Here is a 24,658-nt window from a genome sequence, read left to right as displayed (position 1 = left end):
ATATAACCTCTTGAAGACAAAAGATGCCTTCGGTCATCTGACCGAAGGCGGGGCGAGTTACGACTTCTTGGCACCCTCTTGCATCTGCCACACCAGGGTGGCGAAAGGCATGTCGAGGGCGCTGTAGACATCGTGCGCCTTGGGATCGACGTTGCTGCGCAGCATCTCGACCGCGGCGGAGGCGTAGTCGGTGACCGGGATACCGGCCCCCAGCAAGCGTTGCAGCCCAGTGGTGCGCTTGGCTTCGTTGAAGGTGCCGGAGGCATCGAGCACCACCCGGGCATCATAGCCGGCAGCCTTGGCAGAGAGGGCCGGGAAGCTGGCGCAGATCTCGAGGGATACCCCGGCGATGATCAGTTGTTTGCGGCCGGTCTTCTCAATGGCGGCGCGCACGGCAGGATCGTCCCAGGCGTTGATGACGGTGCGGTTGATCACCTTCACATCCGGCAGGGCACTGGTCAGTTCAGGCATGGTGGGGCCCCACATGCCATCGGGCATGGTAGCGGTCACGATCACCGGCACGCCGAGGGCGCGGGCGGCGTTGGCCAGCGCCACCACGTTGTGCTTGAGCTCGCCCACCGTGGTATCGCGCACGCCGCTCAGCAAGCCGACCTGATGGTCGACCAGCAGCAGTACCGTATTGTCTCGGGAGAGCATCTCCAGATAGCGGTTGGGTGATACGGTCGGATGGCTGGCAGCCTCGGCGGCCATGGCCGGTGTCGCTGTGGTGGCTAGCGTGGCGGTCAGGGTCGCCAGACCGAGCAGGGTGGCAGAGCAGATTTGTCGCAGTTTCATGGTGAATTCCTTGTGATATCGGAACAGTCAAACGGCCCTTGCTGGTGGGGCGGATTGCCCGCGCAGCAACCGTCTGATGGGGACAGGGCCATTATGATGGCTGCAAAAATGGCGACAATCTGGTGAAATAGGTTCTTATCGTTCTATTGGTGGAACGATGTGAATGCACCTCACCCTGACCAAGGCTGCCCGATGACACCACTGGAACTTGATTTGAATGATCTCTATCTCTTCACCCATGTGGTGCAGCGACAGGGATTCACTGCCGCCGCGCGTGCGCTTGGCGTGCCCAAGTCGCGGATCTCGCGCCGTATCCGGCTGCTGGAGGAGCGGCTGGATACCCGGCTGCTGCAACGTACCTCGCGCCAGCTCAGCCTGACCGATGCCGGTGAGGTGCTCTATCGCCACTGTCAGGCGATGCTGGCCGAAGCGCAGGCCGGAGAGGCGGCTGTGCGGCAACGGCAGCAGGAGCCGAGCGGTCTGGTGCGCATCAGCGTGCCCATTACCATTGCCGATGCGCTGCTTGCCCGCTTGCTGCCCGCTTTTATGGCGCAATACCCCAAGGTGAGGCTCGCCGTGCAAGCCAGCAATCGGCAGGTGGATCTGCTGGAGGAGGGGCTGGATGTGGTGATCCGCGGGGTGGCCTTCGAGCAGCCCCCCTCCAGTCTGGTGCAGGTGCCGCTCTGCACGGTGCAGTGGGGTGTGCTGGCGACCCCGGCGTGGCTCTCGCGCCACAATGCGCTGGCGCATCCACGGCAGCTGGAAGGAGAGGATGCCCTACTTTTCAGCTCGCTGGAGCGTCAGGCCGATCTGCTGCGGCTGCGGCACGACAGTGGGGAGAGTGAGGAGGTGGCGGTCAATGTGCTGCTGCGCAGCGACAATGTGCAAACCCTCAAACAGGCGGCGCTGGCGGGGCTCGGGATGGTGGGCTTGCCACTTTACGCCTGCGTGAGTGAGTTGGCGGATGGGCGGCTGCAACAACTGCTGCCCGAGTGGCGTCCCAAAGATGGCAAGCTGGTGATGCTCTATCCCGTGCGGCGCGGTCTGTCACCGGCGGTCAGGGCCCTCATCGACTTTATCAAGGTGCAGTTGCCTGCACTGCTGGCAGAGGTCGGTCAGCCACGCTGAGGAGGGCTATCCCTCCATCTTGCGGCGAATGCGCTCGAACAGGCTCTGCAGGCAGGCTTGATCCCGATCGGCGGCCCGCACCGCGCCGTACATATGGCGACGAATACCGCTGCCGAGGGGACGGGCGCAGAGCATCCCCTGTCTGACAAACTCCTCGCTGGCCCAGCGCGGCAAGGCGGCGACCCCGAGCCCTGCGGCGGCCATCTGCAGCATCACAGAAGTGTTGTCCACCGGCTTGCAGCGGGCGGGCTCCACCCCGGCGGGTTGCAAAAAGCGGCTGAAGATATCCATGCGGCTGCGCTCCACCGGATAGACCAGCAGCACCTCCGGCTCCAGATCGACCGGCTCGATGCGGCTCTGGTGGCAGAGGGGGTGATACGGCGCCATCACCAGAGTCAGATCGAAGGCAAAAAGCGGCTCGAAGTGGAGATCGCCGCGGGCCTGCACATCGGAGGTGAGCAGCAGATCGAGCTGGCCGCCGAGCAGGGCATTGATGGCATCAAAGCCCGGCACTGACTCCACCTCCAGATCCACCCCGGGCCACTGGCGGCGAAAATCGGGCAACAGCGGCAGCAGCCACTGGATGCAACTGTGGCAATCGAGCGCCAAATGCAGCCTTCCCGCATCGCCGCTCTGCAAGGCCTGCAGCTGTTTCTCGGTTTGGGCCAGGGCGGGCAGTACCTGACGGGCAAGGGCGAGCAGCTGGCTGCCTGCCGCGGTCAGCACCAGCGGGCGGCTTTTGCGCAGGTAAAGCTCCAGATTGAGGCGGGTCTCCAGCTCTTTGAGCTGGTGGGAGAGGGCGGACTGGGTGAGGTTGAGGGTCAGCGCCGCACCGGCCAGCGAGCCCTGCTCGGCCAGCGCGGTCAATGTTTTCAAGTGTTTGATCTCTATCCCTGCATTGCTTGGCACTGCCATAAGATGGCTCCTTGTGAGATTGCGTATGGCGCTGAGGTTGCGGTCGGCGGTGGCCTGCTGCGCTTCTTGACTCCGGCACCTCTTGCACCTGTAAAAATCGGCCTCTGTATCCTCGCGGTGAACCTGACTGGCGGTCAGTTGAGGATTATTTGAGAGCCACTTGAAGAGGATTCAATAGCCAGCGTCACCTTATCTTGTCATTTTGGATGTGTAAACATCTGGATGGCTAAATCATCCAGTTTCCCATCAGATGAATGAGCATAAGGAAATGAACCTATGACACGAGCACACACCCTGGGCTTCCCCCGTATCGGCGCCAAGCGCGAGCTGAAATTTGCCCTCGAATCCTACTGGCGTGGCGAGACCACTCAGGCCGAACTTGTTGCCGTGGGCAAGACGCTGCGTGAGCGCCACTGGCAGGCCCAGCACGGCGCCGGGGTCAATCTGCTGCCGGTGGGTGACTTTGCCTGGTACGATCAGGTGCTCGGTACCAGCCTGCTGGTGGATGCGGTGCCTGCCCGTCACCGCCATGGCGAGACCGATCTCGACACCCTGTTCCGGGTGGCCCGGGGCCGTGCGCCGACCGGCCCAGCGGCGGCCGCCGCCGAGATGACCAAATGGTTCAACACCAACTATCACTATCTGGTGCCGGAATTCAGCCGTGATCAGCGCTTCAAGCTGGGCTGGAGCCAGCTGTTTGACGAGGTAGAAGAGGCCAAAGCACTGGGGCTGCCGGTCAAGGCGGTGCTGCTGGGACCGGTCTCTTATCTGTGGCTCGGCAAGGAGAAAGAGAGCGGCTTCTCCCGCCTTGAACTGCTCGATCGCCTGCTCATCGTCTATCAGGAGATCCTGGCCAAGTTGGCCGCCCAGGGAGTGGAGTGGGTACAGATCGATGAACCTGCGCTGACGCTGGACTTGCCGGACGAGTGGCGGCTGGCCTACCTCAACGCCTACGAGCGCTTGAGCGGCCCCTGCAAGCTGTTGCTCACCACCTATTTCGGCTCGGTGGCCCATCAGCGCGACATCATCACCAGCCTCAAGGTAGATGGCCTGCATCTGGATCTGGTGGCCGCCCCCGAGCAGCTGGAGACCCTGTTGCCGCATCTGCCCGCCCAGTGGGTCATCTCAGCCGGGGTGATCAACGGCCGCAACGTCTGGCGTGCCAATCTGGCCAAGCTGGCGCCGACTCTGAAGGCACTGAAAGCCAAACTCGGCGAGCGGCTCTGGGTGGCCTCATCCTGCTCATTGCTGCATAGCCCGGTGGATTTGACTCTGGAGCAGGAGCTGGATCCCCAGACCCGCAGCTGGTTCGCCTTCGCCTTGCAAAAATGTTTCGAGTTGGGACTGCTCAGAGAGTATCTGGATGGGGGCGAGCTCGACAAAATCACCGCCTACAGCCAGCCCATCGTGGATCGGGAGTCCGACAGCCGGGTGCACAAAAAAGCGGTGCAGTCACGGCTCGCCAGCCTCACCAACAGCGATTTTGATCGCCACAGTCCCTATCCGGTCAGGGCCGAGCTGCAGCGCTCGGATCTCAAGCTGCCGCTGCTGCCCACCACCACCATCGGCTCCTTCCCGCAGACCTCCCAGATCCGGGTGTTGCGGCAGGATTGGCGCTCCGGTCGCATCGATGACAGTGCCTACGAGGCTGGCATTAAGGCCGAGATCCGCGATGCCATCGCGCGTCAGGAGGCCATCGGGCTGGATGTGTTGGTACATGGTGAGGCTGAGCGCAACGACATGGTGGAGTATTTCGGTGAGCTGCTGGATGGCTTTGCCATCACCCGCTTCGGTTGGGTACAGAGCTATGGCTCCCGCTGCGTCAAGCCGCCGGTGATCACCCGCGATATTGACCGCCCGACTCCCATGACGCTCGAATGGACCCGATTTGCCCAGAGCCTGACCGACAAGCCGGTGAAGGGGATGCTGACTGGCCCTGTGACCATCCTCTGCTGGTCCTTCCCGCGGGAAGACGTGAGCCGCGAGCAATCTGCCCTGCAAATCGGGCTGGCCATTCGCGACGAGGTGGCAGACCTGGAAGCCGCCGGCATCAAGATCATCCAGATCGACGAACCGGCGATCCGTGAAGGCTTGCCCCTGCGCAAGCAGGATCATCAGGCTTATCTCGACTGGGCAGTGCGGGCCTTCCGTCTGAGTGCCAGTCCGGTGGCGGATAGCACCCAGATCCACACTCACATGTGTTACAGCGACTTCAACCTCATCATCGAGGCGGTGGCGGCGCTGGATGCGGATGTGATCACCATCGAGACGAGCCGCAGCCAGATGCAGCTGCTCGAAGCGTTCGAGCGCTTCAACTACCCCAACGAGATAGGCCCCGGCGTCTACGATATCCATTCGCCAAACGTGCCTAGCCAGAGCTGGATTGAGGGGTTGCTGCGCAAGGCGGCCAAACAGATCCCGGCCGAGCGGCTCTGGGTCAACCCGGATTGCGGCCTCAAGACCCGCGGCTGGGAAGAGACAGAAGCCGCCCTCAAGGTGATGGTCGATGCCACCAGGGCGCTGCGGGCCGAGCTGGCGTAACCGGCAAGCCGTGACCGCCATCGATAAGGTGGTGTGCTGACAAACGAACGAGAGAGGGGAAGCCACTGCTTCCTCTCTTTTTTTTCGTTGGCCACTTTTTCCACTAGATCCTGAACCTTGCCGCAGCCCGCTTTGCACTAGGCTCAGAGGTGGCAGGAGTGGATGGAGTCGCGGCCATGGGTGTTGGTATGAGGATCGCAATCCTGTGGGGATTGCTGATGTGGCAGAGTGTCTGGGCGGCGCCAGCGGCCGAGTTGAAGCTGGTCTATTTTGACGACTTTGCCCCATATTCGTGGCGTGATGAACAGGGCAAGATGCGCGGGCTGATGATCGATGTGATGGATCGGGTGGCAGCGCAGATGGGGCTGCGGGTGCACCACGAAGGCTATCCGTGGCAACGGGCGCAAAAAATGGTGCGTCTGGCGCAGGCCGATGGTTTTGTAACCATCGCCACCCGGGAGCGGCGCAGCTATACCCTGGTTGTGGAAGAGCCGGTCACCACGACGACTCTGACGATATTTACGCCGCGTGCTCATCCCCATATGCAGGAGTTCCTGCAAGCCAAACATCTGGGCGATCTCAGGGCGTTCACCTTTCTCGACTATTTCGGTAACGGCTGGGGCAAGGAGAATCTGGCCAGCTTCACCGTTCATCAGACCATCAATGTTGATAACGTCTTCAAAATGCTGGCTGCGGGTCGGGGGGATCTGATGGTGACAGACCCACTGGTCGCACGCTTCAAACTCAACAAGCTGGGGCTGGCCAATCAGGTGGTTGAGGTGCCACTCGTGCTTGAGTCGACACCGTTTAACCTCTGCATCGGCAAACACTCCCGCTTCAATACCCGGATAACCGAGTTCAACAGTGCCCTGCAACAGCTGCGACAAAGCGGCGAGTTGGCGCGTATCGTCGAACGCTATCGTTGATGCGCGGCTGCCATCTGCGGTTTGCCAACGGCGTGTCTATCTTGGCGTCATATCGGCGATGGTTGCCCAGAAGGCATCGATCAAGGGCCCCTTGCTGTGGGGCGGACGGATAAGGCCAATGGTCCAGCAGGCTTCCCCATCTCTAAGGGGGAGGGTGAGTACATCCGGGTGCTCTATGGTGGTGGAGGAGGGGACCAGGGTCCAGGCGATCTCTGCCGCCGCGGTGGCGACGCCTGCGGCGAAGTCGTTGACGTACTGGATATCGCGAAAACGCAGCCCGCTCTGGGCCAGATAGTTCATCAGGTGATCGTAAAACGACGGGGCCTTGTCCCGACGCAGGATCGCCAGAGGCTTGTCCACCAGATCCGCCAACTCCCTCACATCGCGGTAGCTGGCGGGTAGTACGGCGACAAAGTGGGCTTCGACCACCGGCAGGGCGTGCCACCCCTTGGGGGCGGGCAGGCGGCAAAAACCGAGATCCAGCTTGCCTTCACTGAGCGCCAGCAGCTGGTGGTGGGTGGAGAGATCGTTGAGCTCGATAGTCACTTGCGGCCGCTCGGCGCGAAAGCGGGCGATGGCGGCGGGCACCAGGATCTTGGTGGCCACGCCAAAGCCGATGCGCAGGGTGCCGACATTGCCCGCCAGCACGTCGCGGGCGGTGCGCGAGAGCTGCTCGCTCTGGATGACCACAGCGCGGGCATCCTCATACAGCGCCCTGCCCAGTCCGGTGAGGCGAGTGGTACTGGCGTTGCGCTCGAACAGCTCGCCGCCCAGCTCCTCCTCAAGCCGCCTTATCTGTTTGCTCAGGGCCGACTGGGTAACATGCTGACGTACCGCTGCTTGGCCGAAGTGCAGCACTTCCCCCAGAGTGACGAAAGCTTTCAGATCCCGTAGCTCCATCAGGGCTCCTTTCATTCCTGTTGGGAATGTTGAGTGGTCAAATTTGTCATTGGACGGAATTTTAGAAGTGATGGATGCTTATGCCAATTCATTTCGGATGCCCCGGCACGGGGCGCCGGGTTATCAGAGATGGCTGACACCATCAGCGCAGAAGGAGCAACACCAGATGCATCACCACAAGTTCAACGACTTCCCGAGCGATTTTCTGTGGGGCGCCGCCTCCGCCGCCTATCAGGTGGAGGGAGGCTGGAATGCCGATGGCAAGGGGCCCTCGGTGTGGGATCTCTTCACCAAGCTGCCGGGCAAGACCTTTGAGGGGAGCAACGGCGATGTGGCGGTGGATCACTACCACCGCATGGAAGAGGACGTGGCGCTGATGGCCGAGATGGGGCTCAAGGCTTACCGCTTCTCGGTGAGCTGGCCGCGCATCTATCCCACCGGTCGGGGGGAGGTGAACGAGGCGGGGCTGGCCTTCTACGAGAAGCTGATCGACACCCTCTTGGCCCACCAGATCGAACCGGTGCTGACCCTTTATCACTGGGATCTGCCGCAGGCGCTGCAGGATGAGTACGGCGGCTGGGAAGACCGACGCATTATCGAGGATTTCGAGCGCTACTGCGTGACCCTCTATCAGCGTTTTGCCGGCAAGGTGAAGTACTGGGTCTCTCTCAACGAGCAGAACTACAACCTGACCAACGCCTATCAGCTCGGCACCCATCCGCCCGCTGTGCAGGATCGCAAGCGCTTCTTTGCCGCCAACCATATCGCCTTTCTGGCCAACGCCCGGGTGATCAAGGCGTTTCGCCAGCATGTGCCAAATGGCCTCATCGGCCCGAGCTTTGCCTACTCCCCTGCCTATCCGGCGTCGTGCGACCCGAAAGATATGCTGGCCTACGAGAACGCCGAGGAGTTCAACAACCTCTGGTGGCTGGATGCCTACTGCTTTGGCCGCTATCCGCAGGCGGCGCTCGCTTACTTGCGGGAAAACGGCGAGGCGCCGGAGATCCTGCCGGGCGATATGGAGTTGCTGCGCGAGGGGACGCCCGACTACATTGGCGTCAACTACTACTACACCCTGACCTACACAGATAACCCCTTGGGCGGTCAGACCCTGCAGCGGATCAACACCACCGGCAAGAAGGGCACTACACCGTCCAGCGGCATCCCCGGCCTCTACAAGACGGCGCCCAATCCGCACCTTGAGACCAGCAACTGGGACTGGGCCATCGACCCGACCGGGATGCGCATCGCGTTGCGTCGCCTCTCTTCCCGCTATGGTCTGCCGCTGATGATCACCGAGAACGGCCTTGGCGAGTTCGACAAGCTGGAGGCGGGCGACAAGGTGAACGATGAGTATCGCATCGATTACCTGCGCAGCCACGTCAAGGCGTGCCAGGAGGCGATGCAGGATGGGGTGGAATTGCTCGGCTACTGCGCCTGGTCGTTCACCGACATCCTGAGCTGGCTCAACGGCTACCAGAAGCGCTACGGCTTCGTCTATGTGGATCGTGACGAGCAGGGGGGCTCCCTTCGCCGGATCAAGAAGGCGAGCTTCCACTGGTACAGCCAGGTGATTGCGAGCCAGGGCAAGCAGCTCTGACGGTTTATCGCGTCGCGTAACCAGCGGGCCCGGGCAATCCCCGGGCCCGCGCTGTTTGTGGCGGGGGAGCGGGGATAAGCCGGTTTCTCAACGTGCGATTCATCCCTGTTTGCTGATTTTTGTCCTGCCAAAGCCGCCGACCCCTGCTATTATCTGCGGCCGAACATGAGCCAATAAAAATCAGGATATCGTGATGACTGACCACACTTTTATTCCCGGCAAGGACGCGGCGCTGGAAGACTCCATCGAACGCTTCCAGACCAAGCTGCAAGCCTTAGGGTTTGATATCGAAGAGGCCTCCTGGCTCAACCCTGTGCCGAACGTCTGGTCGGTGCATATTCGGGACAAAGAGTGCCCCCTCTGCTTTACCAACGGCAAGGGTGCCAGCAAGAAGGCGGCCCTCGCTTCCGCCCTTGGCGAATATTTCGAGCGTCTCTCCACCAACTACTTCTTCGCCGACTTCTATCTGGGCGAGCAGGTTGCCAACGGTGATTTCGTTCACTACCCGAACGAAAAGTGGTTCCCCATCGAGGGTGACCAGTTCCCGGCCGGTCTGCTCGACAGCTTCACCCGCAAGTTCTACAACCCGGACGGTGAAGTGACCGCCGACATGCTGGTGGATCTGCAGTCAAACAACGAGGAGCGCGGTATCGTCGCCCTGCCGTTCGAGCGTCAGTCCGATCACGAGACCGTCTACATCCCGATGAACATCATCGGCAACCTCTATGTCTCCAACGGCATGAGCGCTGGCAACACCAAGACCGAAGCGCGCACCCAGGCGCTCTCCGAGGTGTTCGAGCGCCACGTGAAAAACAAGATCATCGCCGAGGCCATCAGCTTGCCGCTGATCCCGGACGAGGTGATTGCCCGTTATCCGGGGATTGCCGCCTCCATCGCCGCCCTCGAAGCGGAAGGCTTCCCCATTTACAGCTTCGATGCTTCCCTCGGTGGCCGCTATCCGGTCATCTGTGTGGTGCTGCTCAACCCGAGCAACGGTACCTGCTTTGCCTCCTTCGGCGCCCACCCGCGCTTCGAAGTGGCCTTCGAGCGGACCGTCACCGAGTTGCTGCAGGGCCGCGGTCTCAAGGATCTCGACGTGTTTGTGCCGCCGTCATTCGACAACGAGCAGGTGGCGGATCACCACAACCTCGAGACCCACTTCATCGACTCTTCTGGCCTCATCAGCTGGGATCTGTTCAAGCAGGATGCGGACTTCGAGTTTGCCGACTGGGACTTCCGCGGTACCTCGCAGGAGGAGTTCGATCACCTGATCGGCATCTTCCATGAGCTGGAGCAGCCGGTCTATATCGCCGACTACGAGCATCTGGGTGTCTACGCCTGCCGCATTCTGGTGCCCGGCATGTCCGACATCTATCCGGCCGAAGATCTGTTGCTGGCCAACAACAATATGGGCGCCAACCTGCGCGAAGTGATCCTGGCACTGCCATCACTTGATTGGGATGCCGAGCAGTACATGGCGTTTTTTGATCAACTGGATGAAGAGGGGCACGACGAGCGTACCCGTGTACGCGAGCTGCTGGGCATCGCCGCTGCCAAGGGGACCGCGCTGCACACCCTGCGCGTTGGCGAGCTGAAAGCCATGCTGGCGCTGGCCGCCGGTGAGCTGGAGACCGCACTGGATCTCATCGACTGGACCATGGAGTTCAACCAGTCGGTGTTTACTGCCGAGCGTGCCAGCTACTACCGCGCCCTGCGTGCCTGCGTCGAGTTGTTCCTCGACGAGGAGCGGGATCCGGAGCAGTATCGCGCCGTCTTCACTCGCATGTATGGTGAAGAGACGCTGGCACAGGCATGGGCCAACGCCACTGGCGAAGCACGCTTCCACGGGCTGGAGGCGGCCGATCTGTCGCTCTCCCAGTTCCCACTGCACCAGAAGCTGCTGGCGGCCTACGAGAAGCTGCAGAAGGCCAAGCGAGCCCATCACTGGGCGTGATCGTTGCTGTAAAGGAAGGGGCCGTGTGGCCCCTTCTGTTTATCGTGCGGCAAGGCACGGGATAGTTATTCAAAGATGAAATAAAAAACAAAAAATACCCCTAAGGGGGTTGATGGCAGGGCAGGGGATGTGCTGTCGATCTGCAAAGATATCTTGCCAATACCATATTTCCATGATTGAAAATAAATTCTTTAAAATCATTGCATTAAAAATGTGATATTTCTGTTTCAGCTGATACCTGGTGTAAAGTGGCGTAGCCATCGCACTAAAATATTTGTAGTAAAATTACATTCGCACTCTGATAAACTTGATCAATGTCAATTTTGGCTATTTGGCCCTTTGTTATGATTTCAACAGGCAAAACATTCAGGTAGAAAATAATTGAAAGCTGAATCTCCATTCGATTGTCTCAAGCCCGAAGCCATCGCTGCACTGGCTGAAGACATCACCTATGCCAAGGCTACCAAGCCGGCATACAAGGTCATTCCACTGGCCATTACCGCAGGCGCTTTCATCGCCATCGCATTTATCTTCTACATCACAGTGACGACCGGAACCGGTTCCATGCCTTGGGGTATGGCCAAGCTGGTTGGCGGTCTCTGCTTCTCTCTCGGACTTATTCTCTGTGTGCTGCTCGGTGCCGAGCTGTTCACCTCCACCACCCTGACACTGGTGGCCAAGGCTGCCAATCGCATCAGCTGGGCTCAGCTGCTCAAGAATTGGGGTCTGGTCTACTTCGGTAACCTGATTGGCGGTCTGCTGATGGTGGCGCTGATCATCGTTTCTGCCGAGTACACGGCAGCAGACGGTCAGTGGGGCCTTAACGCCCTCAAAGTGGCCCAACACAAAATTCACCACACCTTCTTCGAAGCGGTGGCGCTGGGTATCCTCTGTAACCTGATGGTATGTCTTGCTGCATGGATGGCCTTTGGTGCCCGCAGCGCGACTGACAAGGTAGTGGTTATGCTGCTGCCGGTTGCCATGTTCGTTGCCTCAGGTTTCGAGCACAGCATCGCAAACATGTTTATGATTCCGGTTGGTATCGCTATCCACAGCGTGGCTAGTCCGGAATTTTGGCAGGCCATCGGCCAGGATCCGGCAACCTTTGCTGACCTGACCGTATCCAACTTCGTCCTACACAACCTCATCCCCGTGACCATCGGCAATATCATCGGTGGTGGCGTGATGGTTGGTCTGACTTACTGGTTTATCTTCCGTCGTCATCATTAAGGATGATTGCGGGATACTACATCAATACCGTGTGAGGTAATGAAAAATGGCAGAACTTAACGAACAGTTCCAAAAAGCATGGGAAGGCTTCGCGGCCGGTGAATGGCAGACCTCTGTCAACACCCGTGACTTCATCCAGAAGAACTACACCCCGTATGAAGGTGACGAGTCCTTCCTGGCTGGCGCGACCGAAGCGACCACCAAGCTGTGGGACAAGGTCATGGAAGGGATCAAAATCGAAAACCGCACTCATGCGCCGGTTGATTTTGATACTGACCTGCCCTCCACCATTACCGCACACGATGCCGGTTATATCGATCAGAGCCTGGAGCAGATCGTTGGTCTGCAGACTGACAAGCCGCTGAAGCGCGCCATCATCGCCAACGGCGGTATCAAGATGGTTAAAACTTCTTGCGAAGTGTACGGTCGTCAACTGGACCCGATGGTCGAGAAGATCTTCACCGAATACCGCAAGACTCACAACCAGGGCGTGTTTGACGTTTACACCAAAGACATCCTGAACTGCCGCAAGTCTGGTGTTATCACCGGTCTGCCGGATGCCTACGGCCGTGGCCGTATCATCGGTGACTACCGTCGTGTTGCTCTGTACGGTGTTGACTTCCTGATGGCCGACAAACTGGCCCAGTTCAAGTCCCTGCAAGCTGACCTGGAAAACGGCGTCAACCTGGAAGCCACCATCCGTCTGCGCGAAGAGATCTCCGAGCAGCACCGTGCCCTGGCACAGATGAAGGTGATGGCTGCCAAGTACGGTTGCGATATCTCCGTACCGGCCAAGAACGCCAAAGAAGCCGTACAGTGGACCTACTTCGCCTACCTGGCGGCAGTCAAGTCCCAGAACGGTGCTGCCATGTCCTTCGGTCGTACCTCCAGCTTCCTGGATATCTACATCGAGCGTGACCTGCAAAAAGGCCTGATCACCGAGCAAGAAGCCCAGGAGCTGATGGACCACATGGTCATGAAGCTGCGTATGGTTCGCTTCCTGCGTACTCCGGAATACGATTCACTGTTCTCCGGCGACCCGATGTGGGCGACCGAGACCCTGGCTGGTATGGGCGTTGATGGCCGTACTCTGGTCACCAAGAACAGCTTCCGTATGCTGAACACCCTGTACACCATGGGCCCGTCCCCTGAGCCGAACCTGACCATCCTGTGGTCCGAGAAGCTGCCGGTCGGTTTCAAGAAGTACTGTGCCAAGGTATCCATCGAGACCTCTTCCGTTCAGTACGAGAACGACGATCTGATGCGTCCGGATTTCAACAACGATGACTACGCCATCGCTTGCTGTGTATCCCCGATGATCGTTGGCAAGCAGATGCAGTTCTTCGGTGCTCGTGCCAACCTGGCCAAGACCATGCTGTATGCAATCAACGGTGGTATGGACGAGAAGCTCAAGATCCAGGTCGGTCCGAAAACCGAGATGGTCAAGTCCGAGTACCTCGACTACAACGACGTAATGGATCGTCTGGACCACTTCATGGATTGGCTGGCCAAGCAATACGTTGCTGCGCTGAACATCATCCACTACATGCACGACAAGTACAGCTACGAAGCCTCTCTGATGGCGCTGCACGACCGTGACGTATATCGCACCATGGCGTGTGGTATCGCTGGTCTGTCTGTAGCCGCTGACTCCCTGTCTGCCATCAAGTACGCCAAGGTCAAGCCGATTCGTGACGAAGATGGCGTTGCCATCGACTTCGAAATCGAAGGCGAATACCCGCAGTTCGGTAACAACGACGCTCGCGTCGATGATATCGCCTGTGACCTGGTTGAGCGCTTCATGAAGAAGATTCAGAAGCTGAACACCTACCGTGGTGCTGTTGCTACCCAGTCTGTTCTGACCATCACCTCCAACGTGGTATATGGCAAGAAGACCGGTAACACCCCGGATGGCCGTCGTGCTGGTGCTCCGTTCGGCCCGGGTGCCAACCCGATGCACGGTCGTGACCAGAAGGGTGCTGTTGCTTCCCTGACTTCCGTAGCCAAGCTGCCGTTCGCTTACGCTAAAGATGGTATCTCCTATACCTTCTCCATCGTTCCGAACGCACTGGGTAAAGATATGGAAGCCCAGAAAGCCAACCTGGCTGGCCTGATGGACGGTTACTTCCACCACGAATCCAACGTAGAGGGTGGTCAGCACCTGAACGTTAACGTGATGAACCGTGAAATGCTGCTGGACGCCATGGAAAACCCGGAGAAATATCCGCAGTTGACCATCCGCGTATCCGGTTATGCCGTTCGCTTCAACTCTTTGACCAAAGAGCAACAGCAAGACGTCATCACCCGTACCTTCACTGCTTCTCTGTAATCGAGACATAGTGAGCAAAAACCGGCGCCAAGGCGCCGGTTTTTTATGCGTGCGATTCAGGGGGAGTAATCATCCCCTGTGAATCGCCTCCAGTTCCATTGCAACCACAACAGTTGTTACTGGGTATTCGAAGAGGATTGGAGGGGCTCACCAGGATTGACCTAGGCCCCGTCTGTAATGCGATTATGCTTTATTCGCGCTCTAAGGGGATAGGCGGTTGCTTTGCCTGCCATTGCATCAGTGTTGCTATGGCTCGTGGAACAGCTGATCAGGTTTAAGGGGTGAACAGAGGCGCCATCGCAGGTATCAAGCAATACCCATAAGCCTGTGACTATGGAATCATTCTCTGCCTCTGCCTCTGCCTCTGCCTCTGCCTCTGCCTCTGCCTCTGCCTCTGCCTCTATCTCTCTCAATGTGCAGTTGGGTGGGGGTCTGGTTTAGCCAGCCAGATATGTGTGAAGCTACAAACCCTGCTTGCAGAAACAACAAGGGCTGCACATTGTGCAGCCCTTGCCTCTGGAGAATAGCGGGTTGAGCGTGTCAGCTGGCCCAGGTGATGATGTGATCGATCCATTCACCCGCCTGATCCTCGTGAATGACTTTGCCACGGACGGATTGACCAGCCTGATGCATCGCGGAACGACTGCCGGTCAGCAGAGGATGCCACTCTGGCAGAGCGTCACCTTCAGACAGCAGGCGATATGCGCAGGTTGAGGGGAGCCAGTCATATTCGGCGATCTTGTCATGGGTGATCTGCAGACAGTCAGGCTCTTTTTTGAAACGATTGGCGTAATCAGAGCACTGACAGGTCTTGGTGTTAAGCAAATTGCAGGCGACATTGGTGAAAACCAGTTCGTCGGTATCTTCATCGATCAGCTTGTTGAGGCAGCATTTTCCGCAACCATCGCAGAGGGATTCCCATTCGGATTCAGTCATCTGCTGCAGACTCTTGGTCTGCCAAAAGGGGGCTTGCATCATACCGCTCACTTATTACACCTGATAAAACGCGTGGTTATACCCCTTGTTACCCGGTATTTCAAGGAGAGGGTCACTCCGGGGGGAAATTTGTCGTGATCAGCTCAAATGAATGCAATGACTTTCAGCCTCATCATATTGCTCAAACGGGTTCGCTGGTGGGCAGGAAGTCCCACAGGTTTGAATACTTGGGCTGCATGATTGTCCAGTTCAGGTTTTATTTTCTGCTTCTTGATCCGTTACATCTTTTGATGTTTGTCTGCTTGCAGCAAGCAGGGTCAAATGATCTCCGATGCCTACCGTCAGGCTGTTGCACGCTTGTCTTTCAAATAAAGCCGCTGGTCACATATTGTTTGCGCCCTTCTGTCGCTGCGACTCGCGGGAGAGCCTGCGTAGGCGTTCGTTTTTTGTCTTAATGATTGAGATAGATATCTTGCTCTGAATAGGCCAGCAGAGGTGTGTCGAGGTTAGTCCGTTTCGCGCCAAAGAAGCGGGTGAGTACGCCAGATTGCTGTCCCAGTCGCTGTAGCTTGACGTGATCCAGCTCGATCTGCTCGGGTAGCCAGGTAAATACGGCGGCGCAGTGACCATTGCCCAGACTGCGCTCCAGGGTTTGCTGCCAGTTCTTGATTTTGGGGCTATGTACCACCAGCACTCTCCTGGGATCGATACCTCGCTCTTCCAGACGGCTGACTGTGGGGCGTCCCGGCGGGGCGATCAACAAGATCCAGCCGGTATGAGCCTCCCCAAGCTTGGTCAGCTCGCTCAGAAACTGATCATCAGACTGGATAGTCACACCATAATGAGCCAACTCCGCTTTGCAGGCGGTTCTGGTTGGCCAGGGCTTGCTCATGACACGATTCATCGCAAAGGGCAGTGAGTGCAGGGGCTGGTTCATATATGGGGTTCCTGTATGAATATCCAAGCTGTATGTGCATACAGTATTTCTATCCTGTGGCAGTGACAAGGTGTTTTTGCTGAAAAATGTGATGGTGTTGGCATGTGTCGTTAGTAAGGTTATGTTTTTAAACACTATTTAATATAAAGCTGGCTGGGTGTTTTTCGTACTATGGACAAACCTTGCGTAACCGCCCATGGTTATACAGGTCATTTACAGGAGGTGCCGCCATGGATATCAGTACCTTGCAACGTCTTGATGCCAACATCTTGCTGGGCATCATCAATGAGAAGCTAAGGCTTGAGTGCGACGGGTTGGAGGAGTTGCTGGCCTATTACGATATGAGTGAAGAGCAGTTGGCAGGACGTCTGGATCAGATTGGGTACCATTACGATCCATTGAGCAATCAGTTCAAAGCACATCTTTAAGGGTGCAATGATAGCTTCATATTTATACGGTAATTTTTCAGGCACATTGAAACCGGTTTCAATGTGCCGTCTTGCTGTCTATTTTCAGGGATTTTCAAGGCTTGGCAATCTCTGAAAACCTATTCATGCCAGAATATTTTTAATGTTGCATTAAATTGCTGATAATAAAGGAAATATTTGTTTTTGCTCGATCAGTTAAAGGAAAGGGTTTTCAAGCTTTTCAGGCTGTTTTTATCGGTTAAAGTGTGACTTGCGTTAACTTTTAATTCTGCCGCTTTAGTTAGTATTCTCACGCCGGTACATATTTTGAGATAACAACAGCGCCGGTCCCGCAAGCGGGATAACAATTTTATTTGTAACGAAGGAATATGGTTTATGGCTACCAAGAAGAAGACAGACCAGGATCTCCAACTGGATAAAGATCAGCTCAAGGCGAGTATCGTGCGTCACCTGCGTTCTACCTTGGGAACAAGCGAACAGAAAGCCTCTCCCGAAGCGTGGTGGAAAGCCACTGCTGCGGCTGTCAATGAACAGGTGTACGAGCGCCTGACCCGCACTCAGCAGACTCATTTCAAGAAAGATACTCGTGCGATTCACTATCTCTCTGCTGAATTCCTGATGGGACGATTGACTTCCAACAACCTGCACAACCTCTCCCTCTACAAGACTTGCGAAGAGGCGCTGGGCGAACTCGGTCTGGAACTGACCGACCTGTGCGAACAAGAGCCGGACATGGCACTTGGCAACGGTGGCCTGGGTCGTCTGGCTGCCTGCTTTATCGACTCGCTGGCCACTCTGAACTATCCGGCGGTTGGTTACGGTATCCACTACGAACACGGTCTGTTCCGTCAGGAAATTCAGGATGGTCGCCAGATTGAGCGCCCAGACTCCTGGCGTGAATATGGCAACCCCTGGGAGATCTGCCGCCCCGAGTCGGTGCAAGAAGTGCCGCTCTATGGCTACGTCGAGACCGTGTTTGGTGACAATGGCGGCCTGAAGAAGGTATGGCACGCCGGTCGCAAGATTAAAGGGGTGCCTTGGGATATTCCGGTGGTCGGTTTTGGCGGTCACACCGTCAACATCCTGCGTTTGTGGGAATCCCGCGCCTCCGAGTTTTTCGACTGGGACGTGTTCAACGCAGGTGGTTACATCGACTCCCAGGCTGAGAAAGCCCAGGCCGAGACCATCTCCAAGGTGCTGTATCCGAACGATGAGACCGATGCCGGTAAAGAGCTGCGTCTGATCCAGCAGTACTTCTTCTGTGCTTGCTCCATCAAGGACATCATGCGCCGCTACAAGCGGGTCCATGGTAGTGACTTCAGCAACTTTGCCGCGCAAATTGCCATTCAGCTCAACGATACTCACCCGACTGTCGCCATCCCGGAACTGATGCGGGTGCTGGTTGACGAGGAAGATCTGAACTGGGATGCCGCTTGGGCTATCTGCTATCAGGTCTTCTCTTATACCAACCACACTCTGCTGCCGGAAGCGCTGGAGAAGTGGTCGGTCAGCCTGTTCGAGAAAGTACTGCCTCGCCATCTGGAGGTGATTTACGAGATCAACGCCCGCTTCCTGAACGAGTTGGTGGAGCCCAAGTGGCCGGGCAACGATGCTATCAAAGCCAAGCTCTCCATCATCGAAGAGGGAGATGTACGCAAGGTTCGCATGGGCAACCTGTGCGTGATCGGTTCGTCCAAAGTGAACGGTGTGGCCGAGATCCACTCCAAGCTGGTGAAGGAAGATCTCTTCCCCGAGTATGCCGAGCTGTGGCCGGAAAAAATGTGCAACGTGACCAACGGGGTGACCCCGCGTCGCTGGCTGCTGGCGTGCAACCCGGAACTGGCTGGCCTCTACAACGAAGTAGTGGGCAAGGAGTGGCCGCTGCAACTGGACAAACTGCGTGGCGTGGTGAAGTTTGCCGACGACAAGGCGTTCCAGCAGCAGTTCATGACCATCAAGCGTCACAACAAAGAGAAGCTGGTCAAGGTCATCAAAGACGAAACCGGTATCGATGTCAGTGCCGAGGCGATCTTTGACGTTCAGATCAAGCGTCTGCACGAGTACAAGCGCCAGCAGCTGAACCTCATTCACATCATGGCGCTCTATCGTCGTCTGCTGGCCAACCCGGACTATGACATGCATCCGCGTGTGTTTATCTTCGGCTCCAAAGCGGCGCCCGGTTACAAGCTGGCCAAAGACATCATCTATGCCATCAACAAACTGGCGGATCGGGTCAATAACGATGCTCGTATCCAGGGCAAGCTGAAAGTGGTGTTCATGCCGAACTATCGCGTGAGTCTGGCCGAGAAGCTGATCCCGGCGGCAGATGTCTCCGAGCAGATCTCTACTGCAGGTTATGAAGCATCCGGTACCGGCAACATGAAGATGGCACTCAACGGTGCAATCACCATCGGGACGCTGGATGGAGCCAACATCGAGATCGCTGAAGAGGCGGGGGCCGAAAACTGTGCCATCTTCGGTCTGAACGTGGACGAAGTGAAGTCGTTGAAGGCGCGCGGTTATAATCCGTACGACTTCTACTATGCCAACTCCGAGCTCAAGGCCGTGCTGGACTGGTTTGATACCGACTACTTCACGCCGGGTCGTCCGGGTGAGCTGGCCTCCATCAAGCGCTCTTTGCTGGAAGGGGGAGACCCTTACCTGACCTTGGCGGACTTCCAGTCCTACTCGGATGCACACAAGCTGATCGATACCTGGTATCGGGATCCGGCACTGTGGGCGAAGAAGGCCATCATCAACTCGGCCACCATGGGCAAGTTCAACTCAGACCGTTCCATCCAGGACTATGTGGATCGGATCTGGGATCTGAAGGCCTGCAACATCGGCTAATCGGATTCATAAATGAGAAAACCCCCGCAATGCGGGGGTTTTTGTTTATTGGGGGGAGCTGGATCAGAGGATATCGCCAACAAAGTAGGCCAGCAGGGCGAGCAACACTGTAAAGACCACGTTCAGAGCCATACCGGCTTTCATCATCTCCCTCTGGCGGATGTGGCCACTGGCGAAGACGATGGCATTGGGCGGCGTGGCGACCGGCAGCATAAAGGCACATGAGGCACCGATAGCGATCAACACCGACATCACCACAGGTGATACACCCAGCGCCTCGGCGACACCGGCAAACAGGGGAACCAACAGCGCGGCGGTGGCGGTGTTGGAGACCAGCTCGGTCAGGAACACCACGAAGGCGGCCAGCATAAGCAACACAACAAAAATGTTGGCGTTGGAGAGTACAGCCGACAAATGGCTGGCCAGGAATGCGCTGGTACCAGTGGCCTTGAGAATGGCGCTCAGGGTCAGACCGCCGCCAAACAGCATCAGCACGCCCCAGTCGGTGTTCTGGTTGACGTCATCCCAGCTGGCGACACGGCTGACCACGATGGCCACGATGGCGCCCATGGCAATCAGGGTGTCGAGTTGCGGAATACCGCCAAAGGCGTTGGAGATGGGTTGTGAGCCGATCCAGAGCACAACTGTGGTCAGGAAGATTGCCAGCGTCACTTTACGCTCGCGGGTCCAGTTGATGGTGACATCCTGGATCTCGACGCGGTGGCTGAGACGCGGGCGGGTTACCAGATAGAGCAGGGCAATGCCGCAGGGCATCAGGATCAGCACTACTGGAACACCGAATTTCATCCAGTCAGTGAAGCCAATCCCCATCTGGGCGGCTGCGATGGCGTTGGGTGGGCTACCCACCAGGGTACCGATGCCGCCGATACTGGCGCTGTAGGCGATCCCCAGCAATACGAAGACGAAGGTGGCGCGCTCTTTTTTGCTATCGAGGCGTGCCAGCATACCGATCGCCAGTGGCAGCATCATGGCGGTGGTAGCGGTGTTGCTGATCCACATCGACATGGCGGCTGTGATGGTAAAGAGCAGGATGACGCCCCAACCCAGATGACCATTGGCCAGGTGCATCACCTTGCCTGCCATCAGGGTATCCAGTCCCTGTTTTGAGAGGGCTGCCGCGAGGGCGAAACCGCCAAAAAAGAGGAACAGGATCGGGTTGGCAAAATCGGTGAGGGATTTGCTCATGTCAAACACCCCGAGCACGGTAGCCAGCAGGGGTACCAGCAGCGCGGTGATGGTGACGTGCAGTGCTTCGGTCAGCCAGAGGATGGCGATAAAGACCAGAATGCCCAGCCCCTTGTTAACCATGGGGTCAAACGGGAGCCAGGCGAGCATGGCACAAAGTAGCAAGACATCCAGGATGACGATCCCTGATTTGATGTCCAGCCAGCGAGATGGAGCAGAGGGTACAGCTGATGTGTGCATAATGTTCTCTCGGTTAATTTATGGTTTTTTTTGTGTTGCCGAGATTACATCCATTCACTTGTTTGAAACAGACTCACATGTTGAAAATCAGCCTCTACTCACATACTCATTGATAAAAATGAGGAAATGAACACATAAATAAAACATGTGCGAAATATAAATCAAACATCCATGAACTGTTCCAGCCATTGCTTGAACATGCTCTTGGGCAAGGAGCCATTTATCTGGTTCACCAGTTTGCCCTGTTGGAAGACCATCAGGGTGGGGATGCTGCGAATGGCGTAACGGGCGGCAATGGTGCTCTGTTGCTCGGTATCGACTTTGGCAAAGCGCATCCGTGGTTCGAGTTCATGGGCAACCTCATGAAATACCGGAGCAAATTGCTGGCAGGGGCCGCACCAGCTGGCCCAGAAATCGACCACGACCGGGATGTCTGAGTTGATCAGGGTATCGAAGTTATCCGCATTCCCGAGGCAAGGGGTCTGGCTGAACAGGAGGGCTTTGCAGCGCCCGCATTTGGCAGATGTATCGATATGGGTAACGGGCAGGCGGTTCCTGGTAAAGCAGTGGCTACAATAAGTAGTGATAAATGACATAATTGGTTCCTTCTAAATCAGCTCTGGCCGGGGATATGATGAAAAGCCAGAATGAAGCAATCGCGAAACAATAGCGAAATATCAGAGCAATAACGGTAACACAGTGCCCAGCGGGAGTGGATAATTCCCCCAGGGTTCATTGCCTGACCGGATAATTCAGCGACCACCAGATGAGAGTCGAGACGGGATGAATAAAGGATCACGGAAAAACCGTGCTGTGCCAGGGCTGATTGTTGCCCTGCTGCTTGCCTTTTCGGGCTACTGCTGGCAGTCGCTCAGTCAGCAGCAGCAGGCCCACAACCTGAACGAAGCGGCCGAGGTGGTGCTGAACAGGATCAACGCCGATACCCTCTATCTGCTTGGGCGGGAGCAGGCCAATGACAGCAATGTCCAGCAGCGCCTGAACCAGTTATCCATCACCCTTGACGGTTTTGTACGGGAAGTCAGAAGCGATCCCGAGCTGGTGCAAGACGACCTTTCCCAGGCTCTGCTTGATGACATGGACAACTATCTGTTGGCGCTGGCCAGGCTTCATGCCATTGAGATGGCTATCGAGTACCTCAATGCGCCCCTGCAGGCCCAGATTAAAAAGGTGCGGGGGATAAGCCCGTCAGACAGTGCTCTCCATCGCGACCTAGAGGAGTTGGCGCAACTGAGCAACTATCTGCAGCGCAGTTGGGACAAACGTGAACAGACTACGCTGGACCAGCTGCAACAGCAGTTGCAATCCCGTTATGGCAACTTGCCGGAGATCGCCACCCTGATCCGCCTGAGCAAGGAGATGAGCCAGCAGGTGATTGCTTATCACACCTTGCGTTACCAGCTCATCGACATGCATGTGATCGAGAGTCTGGTGCGCTGGAAACTCGACAAGCTGGAGCGCGCCTCCTCTTTGATGAACCGCTTCTATCTGATGGTGCTGTGCGGGGCTTTGATCTGCTTTGCGCTGGTGGCCTTCACCCTGTGGCGCCGCAATCAGAAGCTGAGCGAGTTGTCGCGCCAGACCGGCTTGCTGGCCCAGGCCAAAAGCGATTTTCTGGCCAACATGAGCCACGAGATCCGCACCCCCATGAATGCCATCATAGGTTTTAGCTCGCTGGCACTGCAGACCGAATTGGATCAACAACAGCGGGACTATCTGGGCAAGATCAAATCCTCATCCGATACCCTGCTGCTGCTGATCAACGACATCCTTGATTTGACCAAGGTGGAGTCCGGCAAGCTGACGTTGGAGGAGATCGACTTCGATCTCAGTGAGCAGCTCGATTCGCTGGCGGGCATGTTTGCCGATCTGGCGGAGCGCAAACACGTGGAAGTGGTTATTCGCAAGTCACCGGAGGTGCCGGTCTTCTTGCGTGGGGATCCCTTGCGATTGGGACAAGTGCTGGTCAATCTGGTGAACAACGCCATCAAGTTTACCGAACGCGGTGAAGTCGAAGTCTGCATCGAGCTGGCCAATCCTCACCCAATGCGGATCCGCTTCGGTGTGCGCGATACCGGCATCGGCATTGCCGAAGAGAAGCAGACCCAACTGTTTCAGGCGTTTACCCAGCTGGAGGCGGGCAATACCCGCAAATATGGCGGCTCGGGGCTCGGGCTCAATATCTCCCAGCGGCTGGTGGAGCTGATGGGGGGGCGGATCACCGTAGAGAGCAAGCCTGGCGTCGGCTCTCTGTTCAAGTTCGATATCCCGATGGCGCAGGCGGTCTACGGCGTGGCTGGACGGAAAGTCTTCTTCGAGAACCAGCCGCTGGTGATGGTGATGGATGACAACGAACTGGTGCTGGATCTGGCCCGGGACATTCTGACTCGCGCGGGAGTGCGAGTGCTGCCGGTTAACTCCCTTTCCCGCGCCCGTCAGCTGCTCCGTGAAGAGGGACCGAATCTGCGGTTGGCGATCCTCGACTGGCGCATGGGTCAGGAGGATGGGCTCGATCTGGCGCTGGAGATGTATCAGCACAGCCAGTGGCGGCGGATCCCCATCCTGATGATCAGTGCCTGGGCCAGAGAGGGGCTACACGCCCGGATGGATAGCATGGGGCTGACCCATTTTCTGCCCAAACCGATGACCGAAAATGCCCTGCTGGCCAAGGTGGACGAGCTGCTCAACGGCAGCTCCTACGAGCTCAACCTGCGCAAGGCCGAGGCACAGGGGGATCAGCAACACTTCAAATCCCTGTTGCAGGGTACCCGAGTGCTGTTGGCGGAAGACAACCGGGTCAATCAGCAGCTCATCATTGAGTATCTGCGGCGCGTCGATGCGGTGGTGTGTGTGGTCAGCAATGGTCGGGAGGCGGTGGAGCGGGTCGCCGAGCAGCCTTTTGACGTGATCCTGATGGATTTGCAGATGCCGGTGCTGGACGGACTCGATGCCACCCGCCAGATCCGCAAGATGGTCGACAAACACGATGTGCCCATCATTGCCCTCACCGCCAGTGCCATGCCCGGTGACAAGGAGCGTTGCCTGGGGGTGGGGATGAATGGCTATGTCACCAAGCCGGTGAGCAAGCTGGATCTCTACAACAACCTGCTGCAGTGGGTAAAGCCGCAAGGGGTGGAGCAGGCGGGGATCATGGAGGTGAAACCGCCGGATATGATCGGGATCCTCGATCTGCAGGATGCACTCAAGCGGCTGGAGCAGGACAAGGAGGCGTTGCAGATCCTGTTCAAGCTGTTCATGTCGGAGCACAAGGACGATCTGTGGGAGATCCGCTCCGCCCTGCGCCGTCAGCAGCCCGAGGTGGCCAGCAAGCTGCTGCACACCCTCAAGGGGGTGTCTGCCAATATCTCGGCGTCCCGTCTGCAATTGGTGGCTGGCGAGCTGGAGTGGCGCCTGCGGCAAAACGAAGTGCTGAGCGAGACGGATCTGGAGCAGTTGCAACAGGTCTTTAGCCAGACCCGGGAAGAGGTGTCACACTTCCTGTTGACCGGTGAGCAGCATGAAAATTCGTATAATCCCTATTCATCAGGGGATGATCGCATGTCACAGTGAATTAAATAGTAATTATTCTCAACCATCCCGGTTCGGGATATGATGAGCTTTCGTTCGAATCGCCTCCAGCCGGAGGCGATTGTTTTCATTCTTCTATTTCTGCGTGGCTTCTCTGATGGCCGCTCCTTGGAGCGGTCACGGGCAGAGAGCGCTAA

17 protein-coding genes are annotated in these 24,658 nt (G+C 57.4%); 10 read left to right on the top strand and 7 right to left on the bottom strand.

Going from position 1 to position 24,658, the window contains the following annotated elements; translation table 11 throughout:
- Positions 1–57: 57 nt before the first annotated feature.
- Entirely contained in the window at positions 58–795 is a 738-nt protein-coding gene (locus tag LRL22_RS11550) for an isochorismatase family protein (RefSeq protein ID WP_270905435.1), read from the bottom strand.
- A gap of 192 nt (positions 796–987) precedes the next feature.
- Here LRL22_RS11550 and LRL22_RS11545 point away from each other — a divergent pair, with 192 nt between their 5' ends.
- Positions 988–1,923, top strand: coding sequence for a LysR substrate-binding domain-containing protein (locus tag LRL22_RS11545; RefSeq protein WP_270905434.1), 936 nt, complete (start codon positions 988–990; stop codon positions 1,921–1,923).
- 6 nt (positions 1,924–1,929) lie between these two features.
- On the opposite strand, the gene LRL22_RS11540 is transcribed toward LRL22_RS11545, so the two are convergent.
- Positions 1,930–2,838 carry a LysR substrate-binding domain-containing protein gene (locus LRL22_RS11540; protein WP_270905433.1) on the bottom strand — a complete coding sequence of 303 codons (909 nt, stop codon included), beginning with the start codon at positions 2,836–2,838 and terminating at the stop codon, positions 1,930–1,932.
- A gap of 276 nt (positions 2,839–3,114) precedes the next feature.
- Between LRL22_RS11540 and metE the strand changes: the two genes are divergently transcribed.
- On the top strand, positions 3,115–5,379 hold the full coding sequence (metE, locus tag LRL22_RS11535; RefSeq protein ID WP_270905432.1) for a 5-methyltetrahydropteroyltriglutamate--homocysteine S-methyltransferase: 2,265 nt from the start codon (positions 3,115–3,117) through the stop codon (positions 5,377–5,379).
- A gap of 218 nt (positions 5,380–5,597) precedes the next feature.
- Positions 5,598–6,305, top strand: coding sequence for a substrate-binding periplasmic protein (locus LRL22_RS11530; protein ID WP_410489649.1), 708 nt, complete (start codon positions 5,598–5,600; stop codon positions 6,303–6,305).
- A 36-nt stretch (positions 6,306–6,341) separates the two neighbouring features.
- Here the strand turns inward: LRL22_RS11530 and LRL22_RS11525 are convergent, their stop codons facing one another.
- Positions 6,342–7,205 carry a LysR family transcriptional regulator gene (locus LRL22_RS11525; protein ID WP_021231364.1) on the bottom strand — a complete coding sequence of 288 codons (864 nt, stop codon included), beginning with the start codon at positions 7,203–7,205 and terminating at the stop codon, positions 6,342–6,344.
- A 166-nt stretch (positions 7,206–7,371) separates the two neighbouring features.
- Between LRL22_RS11525 and LRL22_RS11520 the strand changes: the two genes are divergently transcribed.
- The 4 genes from LRL22_RS11520 (at position 7,372) to pflB (ending at position 14,318) form a co-directional block, all read left to right on the top strand.
- Entirely contained in the window at positions 7,372–8,805 is a 1,434-nt protein-coding gene (locus LRL22_RS11520; RefSeq protein ID WP_058058735.1) for a glycoside hydrolase family 1 protein, read from the top strand.
- Positions 8,806–8,998: 193 nt separating this feature from the next.
- The gene (gene ycaO / locus LRL22_RS11515) at positions 8,999–10,759 is read left to right on the top strand and encodes a 30S ribosomal protein S12 methylthiotransferase accessory factor YcaO (RefSeq protein WP_123172916.1); all 1,761 of its coding nucleotides are present in this window, start codon (positions 8,999–9,001) and stop codon (positions 10,757–10,759) included.
- Positions 10,760–11,140: 381 nt separating this feature from the next.
- Positions 11,141–11,989 (top strand): formate transporter FocA, encoded by an 849-nt coding sequence (focA, locus tag LRL22_RS11510; protein WP_005333620.1) that lies wholly within the window; start codon positions 11,141–11,143, stop codon positions 11,987–11,989.
- Positions 11,990–12,035: 46 nt separating this feature from the next.
- Complete coding sequence (gene pflB / locus LRL22_RS11505) at positions 12,036–14,318, top strand: formate C-acetyltransferase (protein WP_005352571.1); 2,283 nt, start codon at positions 12,036–12,038, stop codon at positions 14,316–14,318.
- Positions 14,319–14,858: 540 nt separating this feature from the next.
- On the opposite strand, the gene LRL22_RS11500 is transcribed toward pflB, so the two are convergent.
- Both LRL22_RS11500 and LRL22_RS11495 read right to left on the bottom strand, forming a co-directional pair.
- Entirely contained in the window at positions 14,859–15,293 is a 435-nt protein-coding gene (locus LRL22_RS11500) for a YcgN family cysteine cluster protein (RefSeq protein WP_005352569.1), read from the bottom strand.
- A 412-nt stretch (positions 15,294–15,705) separates the two neighbouring features.
- Positions 15,706–16,191: a cell division inhibitor gene (locus tag LRL22_RS11495; RefSeq protein ID WP_216962328.1), complete on the bottom strand. Its 486-nt coding sequence runs from the start codon at positions 16,189–16,191 to the stop codon at positions 15,706–15,708.
- A gap of 230 nt (positions 16,192–16,421) precedes the next feature.
- On the opposite strand from LRL22_RS11495, the gene LRL22_RS11490 reads away from it, so the two are divergent.
- Complete coding sequence (locus tag LRL22_RS11490; RefSeq protein WP_005333612.1) at positions 16,422–16,619, top strand: DUF4250 domain-containing protein; 198 nt, start codon at positions 16,422–16,424, stop codon at positions 16,617–16,619.
- Between the two features lie 375 nt (positions 16,620–16,994).
- The gene (locus LRL22_RS11485; RefSeq protein WP_005361122.1) at positions 16,995–19,469 is read left to right on the top strand and encodes a glycogen/starch/alpha-glucan phosphorylase; all 2,475 of its coding nucleotides are present in this window, start codon (positions 16,995–16,997) and stop codon (positions 19,467–19,469) included.
- Between the two features lie 63 nt (positions 19,470–19,532).
- Here LRL22_RS11485 and LRL22_RS11480 read toward each other — a convergent pair whose 3' ends face one another.
- Both LRL22_RS11480 and trxC read right to left on the bottom strand, forming a co-directional pair.
- Positions 19,533–20,915, bottom strand: coding sequence for an SLC13 family permease (locus LRL22_RS11480; RefSeq protein WP_005333606.1), 1,383 nt, complete (start codon positions 20,913–20,915; stop codon positions 19,533–19,535).
- Between the two features lie 161 nt (positions 20,916–21,076).
- Positions 21,077–21,511, bottom strand: a complete 435-nt coding sequence (gene trxC / locus LRL22_RS11475) for a thioredoxin TrxC (protein ID WP_005352560.1) — start codon at positions 21,509–21,511, stop codon at positions 21,077–21,079.
- Positions 21,512–21,698: 187 nt separating this feature from the next.
- Here trxC and LRL22_RS11470 point away from each other — a divergent pair, with 187 nt between their 5' ends.
- Positions 21,699–24,503 (top strand): hybrid sensor histidine kinase/response regulator, encoded by a 2,805-nt coding sequence (locus LRL22_RS11470; RefSeq protein WP_270905430.1) that lies wholly within the window; start codon positions 21,699–21,701, stop codon positions 24,501–24,503.
- Positions 24,504–24,658 lie beyond the last annotated feature (155 nt).

It is taken from the genome of Aeromonas sp. PI_26, assembly GCF_027854445.1.
Classification (GTDB): domain Bacteria; phylum Pseudomonadota; class Gammaproteobacteria; order Enterobacterales; family Aeromonadaceae; genus Aeromonas; species Aeromonas veronii.
This window is presented reverse-complemented; position numbering and strand designations above follow the sequence as displayed.

What these genes read in the sequence shown, in the direction of transcription:
- LRL22_RS11550 (WP_270905435.1), bottom strand. Translation starts at nt 795, where the DNA reads ATGAAACTGCGACAAATCTGCTCTGCCACCCTGCTCGGTCTGGCGACC.
- LRL22_RS11545 (WP_270905434.1), top strand. Translation starts at nt 988, where the DNA reads ATGACACCACTGGAACTTGATTTGAATGATCTCTATCTCTTCACCCAT.
- LRL22_RS11540 (WP_270905433.1), bottom strand. Translation starts at nt 2,838, where the DNA reads ATGGCAGTGCCAAGCAATGCAGGGATAGAGATCAAACACTTGAAAACA.
- metE (WP_270905432.1), top strand. Translation starts at nt 3,115, where the DNA reads ATGACACGAGCACACACCCTGGGCTTCCCCCGTATCGGCGCCAAGCGC.
- LRL22_RS11530 (WP_410489649.1), top strand. Translation starts at nt 5,598, where the DNA reads ATGTGGCAGAGTGTCTGGGCGGCGCCAGCGGCCGAGTTGAAGCTGGTC.
- LRL22_RS11525 (WP_021231364.1), bottom strand. Translation starts at nt 7,205, where the DNA reads ATGGAGCTACGGGATCTGAAAGCTTTCGTCACTCTGGGGGAAGTGCTG.
- LRL22_RS11520 (WP_058058735.1), top strand. Translation starts at nt 7,372, where the DNA reads ATGCATCACCACAAGTTCAACGACTTCCCGAGCGATTTTCTGTGGGGC.
- ycaO (WP_123172916.1), top strand. Translation starts at nt 8,999, where the DNA reads ATGACTGACCACACTTTTATTCCCGGCAAGGACGCGGCGCTGGAAGAC.
- pflB (WP_005352571.1), top strand. Translation starts at nt 12,036, where the DNA reads ATGGCAGAACTTAACGAACAGTTCCAAAAAGCATGGGAAGGCTTCGCG.
- LRL22_RS11500 (WP_005352569.1), bottom strand. Translation starts at nt 15,293, where the DNA reads ATGCAAGCCCCCTTTTGGCAGACCAAGAGTCTGCAGCAGATGACTGAA.
- LRL22_RS11495 (WP_216962328.1), bottom strand. Translation starts at nt 16,191, where the DNA reads ATGAACCAGCCCCTGCACTCACTGCCCTTTGCGATGAATCGTGTCATG.
- LRL22_RS11490 (WP_005333612.1), top strand. Translation starts at nt 16,422, where the DNA reads ATGGATATCAGTACCTTGCAACGTCTTGATGCCAACATCTTGCTGGGC.
- LRL22_RS11485 (WP_005361122.1), top strand. Translation starts at nt 16,995, where the DNA reads ATGGCTACCAAGAAGAAGACAGACCAGGATCTCCAACTGGATAAAGAT.
- LRL22_RS11480 (WP_005333606.1), bottom strand. Translation starts at nt 20,915, where the DNA reads ATGCACACATCAGCTGTACCCTCTGCTCCATCTCGCTGGCTGGACATC.
- trxC (WP_005352560.1), bottom strand. Translation starts at nt 21,511, where the DNA reads ATGTCATTTATCACTACTTATTGTAGCCACTGCTTTACCAGGAACCGC.
- LRL22_RS11470 (WP_270905430.1), top strand. Translation starts at nt 21,699, where the DNA reads ATGAATAAAGGATCACGGAAAAACCGTGCTGTGCCAGGGCTGATTGTT.